This window comes from Edaphobacter sp. (assembly GCF_035532915.1).
In the GTDB taxonomy this organism is placed as follows: Bacteria; Acidobacteriota; Terriglobia; order Terriglobales; family Acidobacteriaceae; genus Edaphobacter.
This window is the reverse complement of sequence record NZ_DATKQC010000136.1, coordinates 1-11,308: the sequence shown is the minus strand read 5'-3', so window position 1 is coordinate 11,308 and position 11,308 is coordinate 1. Positions and strand designations below refer to the sequence as shown.

The following is an 11,308-nucleotide window of genomic DNA, read 5'->3' as shown; positions in this document are numbered from 1 at the left end:
ACCTGTATTTAAGCCTCGACTCTTCCATCACAATCCGAGGTCTGGTATTGTTCTGGTCGGTCTAACAGTGCCCGCCGATGGCACTCCCGTAGACGTACACATCATCAAGTCTGGCGGCTCCTACTTAGATAAAATTGCTATAACGGCGGTTAGACAATATCGCTTTCAGCCAGCAACTCAGAACGGCAAGCAGGTTCCAGTCAGACTTAATGTCCAAGTAAATTTCAAAGACCGTTAGTTAGGACCAGAAACATGCGCAAACTCTTCTTCATCTTTACTCTCGTAATCGGAACCACTCTGCTTATGCCTACTCGTTCTTCGGCGCAGCATGTCTCTGCGGACGGTGCTCCGCAGACCTTTCAGTTCGTCTCCGATCAATACTTCAGCGATGTCTACTTTCATTTCTCTCCTACTGCGGGCACGAGTGCGGGGCTGCATCAGTACGATACGCAGCTTGAGGACTACTCTTCTGCCGGGATTCAGAAGGAAATTGCAGCTCTTCACGACTTCGAGAAGAAGGTGGAAGCCATTGACCCCAGCGCGCTCGATGCAAGCGTGGCCGGAGACCGCGAGATTCTGCTGAACAATATCCATTCGCAACTGCTCACGCTCGAAGTCATTCGGCCGTGGGAGAAAAATCCCGATACTTACTCTTCGGGCGTTACCAACTCCATCTTCGTCATCATGGAGCGGCCCTATGCGCCTGCGGATACGCGGCTCCACGCTGTCGTCGAGCGCGAGAAGTTGATTCCGCAGGTTCTCGTAGAGGCGCGCAAGAACCTCAAGAATCCGCCGCGCATCTACACCGAGATCGCGCTCGAACAGATCGACGGGCTGGTCAGCTTCTTTCAGAACGACGTGCCCGGCGCCTTTTCGAGCGTCACCGATCCTGATACCAAGGCCGACTTCGCTAAGTCCAATGCAGCGGTCATTGAAGCGCTGAAGTCCTATGGCGCGTGGATGAAGACTGATCTTCTTCCGCGTTCCAACGGCGACTTTCGCCTGGGTGCGGACACGTTCCGCAAGAAGCTCTCCTATGACGAGATGGTCGACACTCCACTGGATAGACTTTTACAGATTGCCTTCGCCGATCTGCATAAGAATCAGGCTGAGTTTGCTCGCGTGGCAAAGGAGGTCGATCCGACCAAGACGCCGCAGCAGGTGCTCGCCGAGCTGGCAACGATTCATCCTCCGCCGGACCAGCTTCTGTCGGCCTTCCATAACACCTTCGACTCGCTCATCGCTTTTATCAACTCGCATCACATCATCACCATCCCGAGCACGGTTGAGCCTACGCTCGAAGAGACGCCGCCGTTTATGCGCGCCACCACCTTCGCGTCGATGGACCCTCCGGGGCCATTTGAGACGCACTCCGCGAAGGCCTATTTCAACGTAACGCTGCCGGAGAAAGACTGGACGGCGCAGCACATCGCCGAGCACATGGCCAGCTTCAACGTGGGCACGATTATCAGCACCAGCGTTCACGAAGCCTATCCCGGCCACTATGTTCAGTTTCTCTGGATGCCTGAGTTCTCGAGCAAGATCCGCAAGCTGCTCGGGGCCAACACCAATATCGAAGGCTGGGCCCACTATACCGAGCAGATGATGCTCGACCAGGGTTACGACGCGCCCGGCCCCGATGCCACGCCTGCCCAGATTCGCGAGTCGCATCTCGTCCGCCTCGGCCAGTTGCAGGATGCGCTGCTGCGCGATGCCCGCTTCGTCAACAGCATCAAGCTGCACACAGGCGAGGGCGAGCCTGGCGGAAAGTGGACGATGGAGCAGGCCGAGGACTTCTTCGTCAAAGAGGGATACCAGTCGCGCGCCGTCGGTGTCGTCGAGACCAAGCGCGGCACCTCTGACCCGACCTATCTTTACTACACGCTGGGCAAACTCGAGATCATGAAGCTGCGCGCGGACATGATGAAGAAAGAGGGTTCGGCCTTCAATCTCGAGACCTTTCACAACAACTTCATGCGCCAGGGTTTCGCTCCGATCAAGATCATCCGCAAAGCCATGCTGCATGATGATTCGCCGGTGCTTTGAGCCAAAGCAGCTTTGCGCCGATTTACACTGAATAAACCGTGCAAATCGGCGCTCGTTTTTCTACTGTATTTAATGGATTGTCCTTTTTGTAACTCCTGCCTGCTAGCATTTTCCACAATCAAATTGCATCCAAGGAATCCATGACCCAAAAGACTCCACAGAAGATTCGCAAGGCCGTTTTTCCAGCCGCAGGCATGGGCACGCGCTTTTTGCCCGCCACCAAGGCCATGCCCAAAGAGATGCTCTGCCTCGTCGACAAGCCGCTGATTCAGTATGGCGTCGAAGAGGCCGTAGCCGCCGGCTGCACCGAGATCATCATCATCACCAGCCGCGGTAAAGGCATTATGGAAGACCACTTTGACCGCAGCCCGGAGCTTGAGGCGTCGCTCGAAGCCAAGAACAAGATCGCGTTGCTTGAAGTAGCCCGCAGCGTTTCGAAGCTTGCAAAAATTACCTACACCCGCCAATCGGAGCCGCTCGGACTCGGCCATGCGGTGCTTCAGGCCAAAGAGATCGTCGGCAATGAGCCGTTTGCAGTTCTGCTGCCTGACGATATCGTCGATGCGTCGACGCCGTGCATGAAGCAGATGGTCGAAGCGTTCAACGAGACGCAGTGCAGCATCCTCGGCTCCGAGGTTGTCGAAGGCGCGGCCATCTCCGCCTACGGCTGTCTCGATTGCACGCCCGATCCGAAGAACCCTCGCCTGCTTGCAGTGAAGAACATGGTCGAGAAGCCCAAGCCGGAAGAGGCTCCCTCGCAGAACGCCATCATCGGCCGCTATATCCTCACGCCGCGTATCTTCGAGATGATCGAAGGGATTACTCCCGGCGCGGGCGGCGAACTGCAACTTACGGACGCTATCAAGGCATTGCTGCAATACGAAAAGGTCTATGGCTTCAGCTACGAAGGCAAGCGCCACGATGCCGGCGACAAGCTGGGTTTCCTGAAAGCGACCGTCGAGTTGGCGCTTAAGCGCGAGGACCTTGGGCCGGCTTTTCGTGAGTGGCTTAAGTCGTTTCCTGTTTGAGAGCTTTTAAAAACGAAAGGCTTAACACCGATTTGCGCGGACGGCACCAACCGGCAACGGCAACAGCAACGGCGAAATACAGGGTTCTCCCCACTGCGCTCCGGTCGCGGTACGTGGTTCAAGGGTCTTCGGGACTCCTTGAGGGCGATGACATCTCCTCCTTCGCGATCTCATTGCGACGGAGGAAATGTCTCTCTTCAGTCTCCATCTCAGCCCCACGCACCGTTGCCGCATTCAGGGCATCGAATCTTCTGCGTGCCTTCGAAGGACGCCAAGGAGCACCAATGCCGTCACTCTTCGACCCGATTCAACTGGGCGACCTGCAACTCCCTAATCGCATCTTTATGGCGCCGCTCACGCGACTGCGCGGTACGCCGGACCACATTCCTACAGAGATCATGGTCGAGTACTACACCCAGCGCGCCAGTGCGGGGCTGATCATCTCGGAGGGCATTCCCGTCGACCCCATGGGCGTCGGCTACGCCAATGTTCCCGGCATCTGGTCGCAGGAGCAGGTCGAGGCATGGAAGCCCGTCACCGCCGCCGTCCATAAGGCCGGTGGCCGCATCTTCGCGCAGATCTGGCACGTGGGCCGCATCTCCGATCCGGCATTCCTCAACGGGCAGCTCCCGGTCGCGCCGAGTGCCATTGCCGCCTCGGGAACGGTCAGCCTGCTTCGTCCTCAGCGGCCTTTTCCCACTCCGCGAGCGCTTGAGATCGGCGAGATCAAGGGGGTAGTCGAGGCGTTTCGCCGCGGCGCGCAGAACGCCCAGACCGCCGGGTTTGACGGCGTAGAGCTGCATGGAGCCAACGGCTATCTGCTCGACCAGTTCCTCCAGGACGGTTCCAACCAACGCGCCGACGAGTACGGCGGCCCCATTGAAAATCGGGCCCGCCTGATGCTTGAGGCGGCTGACGCCGCGATATCTGTCTTCGGGCCCAATCGGGTCGGGATGCATCTCGCTCCGCGCGGCGACTCACATGGCATCTTCGACTCCAACCTCACGGCGACCTTCAGTTACGTGGCGCGTGAGCTGGGCCGACGCAAGATTGCCTTCATCGCCGCACGCGAGCATGTCGGCCCTGACAGCATAGGCCCGCAGTTGAAGCAGCTCTTTGGGGGGACGTTTGTGGCGAATGAGGCCATCGACCAGAAGACCGGCCAGCAGTTGCTCGATGAAGGCAAAGCCGATGCCGTCGCCTTCGGCAAACTCTTTATCGCCAATCCTGACCTGCCTGCTCGTTTTGCCAAACAAGCGCCACTGAACCGGCCTGAGCCCAATACCTTCTACGCGCCGGGTGCTCACGGATATATAGACTACCCTGCACTTTAAGCCTGAGAACAGGCGGGCCGCAGGAGAGCATTGCGGCCTGACCTGCCAGGTCGGTGAACACTTTTCACTAATTTTAAAAACCTCGGCGAAACTTCCTGCATCTCACTGGATAAGAACCGCCACAGGAGTACCGGAGAAGAGATGCCGACCGAAAAAGCAAGCACTGCAAAAACTTCCGTCACCCGTAAACAGCTCATCGCTGCCCTTAACGAGGACCTCGCCCGCGAGTACCAGGCAATCATTGCGTACGTCAATTACTCGCAGGTCATGAAGGGCGCGGAGTATATGAATATCGCCGCCGAACTCGCCGTCCACGCCGGCGAAGAGTTGGCCCACGCCATCACCATCGCCAACCAGATTGACTATCTGGGCGGAATGCCCTGTGCCACACCGAAGCCGGTCAAGACCTCCGAGAAGGCAACCGATATGCTTCGCTTCGATCTCGACAACGAGAACGAAACCATTCGCCAGTACCGCCGTCGGGTGAAGCAGTGCGATGAGCTGGGCGAGTTCGCCACCGCCGAACACATCCGCGACATTCTTCTGCAGGAGCAGGACCACCAGATCGCCCTGGCCACAGCGCTTGGCATCGACGTTCCGGATGTAGGCATCGCAGACTAACCTTTGCATCTCACCATGCAGCGATGGCACCGGACGCTTCCGGCGCCATTGCTTTTTCGTGCCTACTTCTTCGCTCGTATCTTTTTGGGAAGGTCCTTCATCGTTCCTCGTGGGAATCCTGTCGATTCCCTGACCACAAGATCGGTCTGAATGTTGTACTCGTGCTTCTGCTCGGACTTCTCCGTTCCTTCCGCACAGGCCCGCAGCGCCGTCACCGCCGCCTTTGCCAAATCGAAGCGCGACATCTGCACTGTAGTCAAGGGTGGGATCGTGACCTCGGCGATGTGAATGTTGTCGAAGCCGATGACCGAGAGATCGTCGGGCACGCGCAGACCGGCACGATACATGGTGTGCAGCACGCCGATGGCGGTCATATCGTTCGAACACATGACTGCCGTGGGCATGTCTTTTGCCGTCAGCAGCTGCCGCATGGCCGCCATGCCGCCTTCGAGGGTATGGTCTCCAGGCAGAATCCATGCCGGGTTCGGCGCGATGCCGCACTCGCGCAACGACTCAATAAATGCGTCGAGCCGCGACTGGGCAGAGTGCAGCCCCTCTGGCCCGCGGATAAAGGCTATCTTGCGATGTCCGAGCGCGGCAAGATGCTGCACGCCCTGGCGGATACCGTGGTGGTAGTCCACCTTGAGCACGTTGATGCCGGGGCCATCGGGGCCGACATCGACAAATACCAAAGGCACCTTGCGCTGGGCCAACTGATCGAGCAGCGGTGCCTCGATGCCGAACGTCATCACCGCAACGCCGTCCACCTTGCGCTCCAGCATGCGGCGGATGCAATGCGACATGCGCTTGGGATCGTGGTTGGTCGAGCTGACCAGGATCTCGTAGCCATGCTCGACGGCGATGTCCTCAAAGCCCTGGATCAGCTCTGGGAAGAATGGGTTGGTGATCTCGGAGACGATCAGGCCGAGGATCCAACTGCGCCCGGACACCAGTGCTCGCGCCTGCGAGTTGGGAAAGTAATCAAGCTCTTCGATGACCTCCCAGACGCGCTTGGCGATCTTGGGATTCACCGTTGGCACCCGGTTGATGGTTCGCGAAACGGTGGCGATGGAGACTTTGGCAAGACGCGCTATCGTGCGAATGTCCATGCGTTCTGGGGTTTTGGTCGTCTTCGTACGCTTCTTCTTCGTGTCCGATCCAAGGTTGGCCATAGAGGTTATCAGGAATGCGTTTACAGAATAGCCTACGCAACTAAAACGATTATGCGCCTTCGCGGATAATACCGAGAGGCGGAACGGCTGCAATCACAGCTTCGCGACAACTCCTGGAAGGTGGCCTTCGACGCAGCCATCCCTTTTGAACCGCGAATATGGATCGGAAACGTTTGCCGTTAATCCGCTCCGCCGCTACAGTGGATGTGTCGATGACCGACGTGACCTCTGAATTGCCGCATAGGAGAAACTCCTTGGACCGTAGAAGATTTCTGCAGACTTCCTCGCTCGCCGGAGCAGCGTTCGCCTTCACCGCTCGTCCCGCATGGAGCGCCACCGCCGATTCCCATGTCGAGATTCTGCTCGACGAGAGCGTTGGCACGATCGCGCCCGAGATCTATGGCCAGTTCACCGAGCACCTCGGCGGCGTGATCTATGACGGCATCTGGGTGGGAGAGAACTCTACCGTTCCTAACGTCGGAGGAATCCGCAAGGAGATCGTCGACCGGATGAAACAGATCCATGTCCCCGTGGTGCGCTGGCCGGGCGGCTGTTTTGCCGACAGCTACGACTGGCGCGATGGCGTTGGTCCAAGCAAGGAGCGACCAATCCGTACGAACTTCTGGGCTGATGATCCCGACGCGCAACGACTTAAAGGTAATGCGGTGCAGCTCTACGAAACCAACGCCTTTGGCACCGATGAGTTCATGCGCTTCTGCCATCTGAGCGGTGCTGAACCTTATCTTGCCAGCAACCTGCGCAGCCTGCCAGCGATGGAGTTTTCGCGTTGGGTGGAGTATTGCAACTCGCCCGAGGGCTCGACTACGCTCGCGAAGCATCGTGCGGCCAATGGCTCGCCCGCTCCTTATGACGTGAAGTACTGGGGCGTGGGCAACGAGAGCTGGGGTTGCGGCGGCAACTTCGAGCCGGAAGAATATGCCGAAGAGTTTCGCCGTTTCACGACATGGGTTCCGCACTACGGCGTGCCACTCTCGTTCATCGGCTCCGGCCCGAACGATAACAATCTCGAATGGACCAACAGCTTCTTCGAGGCGCTGCGCAGAAAGAACTATATGCCGCGCGAGCTTCATGGATGGAGCGTCCACTACTACACCTGGAACCTGAGCATGGGCGAGACCACCGACTGGGTTGCGGGCAAGCGTGATGCGCTCGAGTTCGACGAGACAGGATGGTATGAGCTTTTTCTTCAGGGCTTGTATATGGAAGAGATCGTGCGAGCGCAGTGGGGACTTCTGGGAGAGTTCGATCCTGGCCGTAACATCAAGCTCGTCGTCGATGAATACGGCGCATGGTACAAGCCCGGCACCCAACTCGACCCCACGCACATGCTAGGCCAGCAGGTAACACTTCGCGATGCCCTGCTTACCGCAATGACGCTCGACATCTTCAACCGCCATGCGGAAAAGGTCGGCATGGCGGCGTGCGCGCAACTGGTCAACTGCCTGAACGCTCTCTTCTTCTCGCAGGAAGACAAGTTCATCACCACGCCGGTCTTCCACGTCTTCGACATGTACGCCGCGCACCAGGGGGCGCAGTCGCTGCGTGTGAACTTCTCTTCGCCGCAGGTTCACTACCAGCGCAAGGGCAAGGCAACCACGCTTGCCGGTCTGCTCGGCTCTGCCTCCATGCGCGGCAAAACGGTTACCGTCACCGCGACCAACTCTGATCTGAAAAATCCGAAGCTCACCGAGATCGTGCTGCGCGGCTCCGCAACAATTGCATCCGCGGAGGCGTCGGTCTTGACGGACACCGACATGCACGCTCACAACACCTTCGCGCAGCCCAACGCGGTGCAGCTCAAAAAGCTGGCTGTCGAGGCTCAGGGAGACCGGCTGACCATCACGCTTCCTCCAGCTTCTGTCTCCCGGGTTACGATTCAGCTCGCCTGAAAGGCAACCCGTTTCCAGCTCCCATCCATATCGTAAGGTTGCGATGGATGGGAGCTGAGACAAGCGCCTTTGTTTCGTCCAAAATTCTCCTGCTTCGTTGAAACCTTTATTGACATGGATAGAGCGGCGAATATAGTGTTGCTAATGTTGGTAAACGTTTTCTCGTCTCTTTCACAAACGCTGTTCTCTTACCTGATGGATTGATCCTTATGCCCACGTTGATTATCAACATTGCCCGTTCCTCCGTTACGCTTTCAAAGCGACATACTTTTACGATGCAAGATCCTATCTGCGAACGGGGACAATAACGACATGGCAATTGTTGCAGGAGTAGATTTCGGAACCCTTAGCGTGCGCGTCACGCTGCTCGACAGCGAGCGCGGGCCGCTCGGAACCGCGGTGGCGGAGTATCCGCTGCATCGCAAGCGCGAAGATCCCGACTATGCGACGCAGTCTCACCAGGACCACATGCGCGGCCTGACCAAGGCCATGCGCGATGTGCTGGCGAAATGCAACATCCCCGGCGACAAGGTCGAAGCTATCGCTCTCGACACCACCGGCTCCAGCGTCATTCCGGTTGATAAGAATCTCCAGCCACTCGACGAGTACTATCTCTGGTGCGATCACCGCGCCAAGCGCGAGGCCCGTGAGATCACCGAAGCCTGCCATCGCGATGGCATCGAAGCCATCGAGTGGTGCGGCGGCGTCTACTCGCACGAGTGGGGCTTCGCCAAGCTGCTGCACTGGCTGCGCAACAATCCCGACAAGCGCGCCAACTTCGCCAGCGCCTTCGAGCACTGCGACATGGTCGCCGCGACGCTCTGCGGAATCACCGACCCCCAAAAGGTCAAGCGCAGCGTCTGTGCCATGGGCCACAAGTGGCTCTGGAACCCCAAGTGGGGCGGCTTTCCTCCGCAGGCCTTTCTCTCGAAGCTCGACCCGCTCTTCGACGGCGTGGTCGAAAAACTTTCCGGCGAATATCTTACCTCCGATCACCTCGCCGGGCATCTCTCCGAGCACTGGGCATCAGAGTTGGGTCTGCGTGCAGGCATCCCCATTCCCGTCGGCGCGTTTGACGCGCACTGGGACGCCATCGGCGCGGGCTGTCGCACCGGCGACGTCGTCAACGTCATCGGCACTTCAACATGCATCATTGCGATGCAGCCAAAGATCAGCCTCATCCCCGGCGTCTGCGGCGTCGTTCCCGGCAGCGTGCACCCTGCCTATGCAGGCGTCGAAGCAGGCCTGTCCGCCACAGGCGATATCTTCGAGGCCATCGCTCGCCGCGCCGGAACCCCGGTGAAGTCGCTGGCCCAGGGCATCGAAAAGAATCGCCCCGGACAGACCGGGCTGCTGCGCCTTACGTGGGACAACGGTGACCGCACCGTCCTCGTGAATGCCGATGTTGCCGGTATCACCATTGGCTGGAACCTACTGACCACGGCGCAGGACGAGTTATTTGCGGCCATTGAAGGCACCGCCTTCCACACGCGCATCATCCTTGAGCGCATGGCAGAGCACGGTGTCCCTGTCGAGCGCGTGGTCAATGCAGGTGGCATTCCGCAGAACAATGCGACCCTCAACCAGATCTACGCGAACGTGCTCAACAAGCCTGTCGTCGTTCCCGACGGCATCCCCACCAGTCTTGGCTCAGGAATCTTCGCCATGCTCGCAGCGGGAATTTTTACCACCGTCGAAGAGGCCCAGGACAAACTCTGCCTGAAATATCGGACTTATAATCCGGAACCGGAAGCAGTAGCAATTTATGACAAGCTCTATCGCCACTACCGCGCACACTACTTCAACTTCGGCGAAGGCGCACCCGCATCCGTAACGATGCTGGAGACCTTCCGCGAGCTACGCGAGATCGCGCACGAGAGTCATGCAGCAAAATAAATTCAACCTGGCGGCGCAAGCAGCCTAAACACGAAACATGGAGCAGGTATGTCGAAGCAGATGACGATGGGCGTGATTGTTGGCAACCGGGGATTTTTCCCGAGCCATTTGGCGACGAGCGGGCGTTTGGAGATGATAGCGGCGCTGGAGGCGGCGGGGATCAAGCCGATTGTGCTGACGCCCGAGGAGACGGCGCACGGCGCGGTCGAGACCTATGAGGACGCGAAGAAATGCGCCGCGCTGTTCAAAAAGCACGCCGCCGAGATCGACGGCATCATCATCACGCTGCCCAACTTCGGCGAAGAGCGCGGCCTCGCCGACACGCTGCGGCTGGCGAATCTGCAGGTGCCGGTGCTGATCCAGGCCACGCCCGACCACGCCGGCAAGATGTCGATCGCCTTTCGCCGCGACAGCTTCTGCGGCAAGATGTCGATCTCGAACAACCTGCGCCAGTACGGCATCCCCTACTCCTTGACGCGGCTGCACACCGAGGCGCCGGACTCGCCTGAGTTCAAGGCCGATCTCGAGTGGTTCGCCGCGGTCTGTCGCGTCGTCGACGGCATGAAGAACCTGCGCATCGGCGCGATTGGCGCGCGTCCTACCGCCTTCAACACCGTCCGCTACTCGGAGAAGCTGCTCGAGAAGAGTGGCATCACCGTCGAGACCCTCGACCTCAGCGAGATCTTCGGTCGCATCGAGCGCACCAAAGATAACGACGATGCCGTGCAGCAAAAACTTGCCACCATCAAGAAGTACATCTCGACCAACAACGTTCCCGAGGCCGCGCTGCTGAAGATGTCGAAGCTGGGCGCGGTGATCGACGGATGGATGAAGGCGAGCGAGCTGACGGTCAGCTCCGTGCAGTGCTGGACCTCGATGGAAGAGTACTTCGGCGTAGTGCCTTGCACCGTGATGAGCATGATGAGCGAGAACCTGCTGCCCAGCGCCTGCGAGACCGACACCATGGGCACGCTGAGCATGTACGCGCTGACGCTGGCGAGCGAGACTCCCTCGGCGCTGCTCGACTGGAACAACAACTACGGCGACAACCCGGACAAGGCAGTCTGCTTCCACTGCTCGAACCTGCCGAAGCATTTTTTCAATCAGGGCGTGAAGATGGATTTCCAGCAGATCATCGCCGGCACGGTCGGCAAGGAGAACACCTACGGCACGCTCGACGGCACGGTGAAGGCGGGTGCGATGAGCTTTGCGCGCTTCTCCACCGACGACTTCGAGGGCACCATCAAGGGCTACGTCGGCGAGGGCAACTTCACCAACGACCCCCTCAACACCTTCGGCGG

Annotated in this window: 9 protein-coding genes; 8 read left to right on the top strand and 1 reads right to left on the bottom strand. The window is 58.8% G+C overall.

The features are described 5' to 3' along the window. The 5 genes from VMU57_RS06855 to VMU57_RS06835 form a co-directional block, all read left to right on the top strand. Positions 1 to 238: energy transducer TonB (locus VMU57_RS06855; RefSeq protein WP_325381890.1), on the top strand; the 238-nt coding region annotated here is incomplete at its 5' end. Positions 239 to 303: 65 nt separating this feature from the next. Next, positions 304 to 2,046: a DUF885 domain-containing protein gene (locus VMU57_RS06850; protein ID WP_325381889.1), complete on the top strand. Its 1,743-nt coding sequence runs from the start codon at positions 304 to 306 to the stop codon at positions 2,044 to 2,046. Positions 2,047 to 2,186: 140 nt separating this feature from the next. Beyond that, positions 2,187 to 3,074: a UTP--glucose-1-phosphate uridylyltransferase GalU gene (galU, locus tag VMU57_RS06845; protein WP_325381888.1), complete on the top strand. Its 888-nt coding sequence runs from the start codon at positions 2,187 to 2,189 to the stop codon at positions 3,072 to 3,074. Between the two features lie 284 nt (positions 3,075 to 3,358). After that, the gene (locus VMU57_RS06840) at positions 3,359 to 4,408 is read left to right on the top strand and encodes an alkene reductase (RefSeq protein ID WP_325381887.1); all 1,050 of its coding nucleotides are present in this window, start codon (positions 3,359 to 3,361) and stop codon (positions 4,406 to 4,408) included. 141 nt (positions 4,409 to 4,549) lie between these two features. Continuing rightward, entirely contained in the window at positions 4,550 to 5,029 is a 480-nt protein-coding gene (locus VMU57_RS06835; protein WP_325381886.1) for a ferritin-like domain-containing protein, read from the top strand. A 62-nt stretch (positions 5,030 to 5,091) separates the two neighbouring features. On the opposite strand, the gene VMU57_RS06830 is transcribed toward VMU57_RS06835, so the two are convergent. Continuing rightward, the gene (locus tag VMU57_RS06830; protein ID WP_414648612.1) at positions 5,092 to 6,138 is read right to left on the bottom strand and encodes a LacI family DNA-binding transcriptional regulator; all 1,047 of its coding nucleotides are present in this window, start codon (positions 6,136 to 6,138) and stop codon (positions 5,092 to 5,094) included. Between the two features lie 317 nt (positions 6,139 to 6,455). On the opposite strand from VMU57_RS06830, the gene VMU57_RS06825 reads away from it, so the two are divergent. From VMU57_RS06825 to VMU57_RS06815, 3 genes are all read left to right on the top strand, one after another. Next, positions 6,456 to 8,111, top strand: coding sequence for an alpha-N-arabinofuranosidase (locus tag VMU57_RS06825; protein ID WP_325381884.1), 1,656 nt, complete (start codon positions 6,456 to 6,458; stop codon positions 8,109 to 8,111). Positions 8,112 to 8,423: 312 nt separating this feature from the next. Further along, the gene (locus VMU57_RS06820; protein WP_325381883.1) at positions 8,424 to 10,007 is read left to right on the top strand and encodes a ribulokinase; all 1,584 of its coding nucleotides are present in this window, start codon (positions 8,424 to 8,426) and stop codon (positions 10,005 to 10,007) included. A 48-nt stretch (positions 10,008 to 10,055) separates the two neighbouring features. After that, positions 10,056 to 11,308: L-fucose/L-arabinose isomerase family protein (locus VMU57_RS06815; protein WP_325381882.1), on the top strand; the 1,253-nt coding region annotated here is incomplete at its 3' end.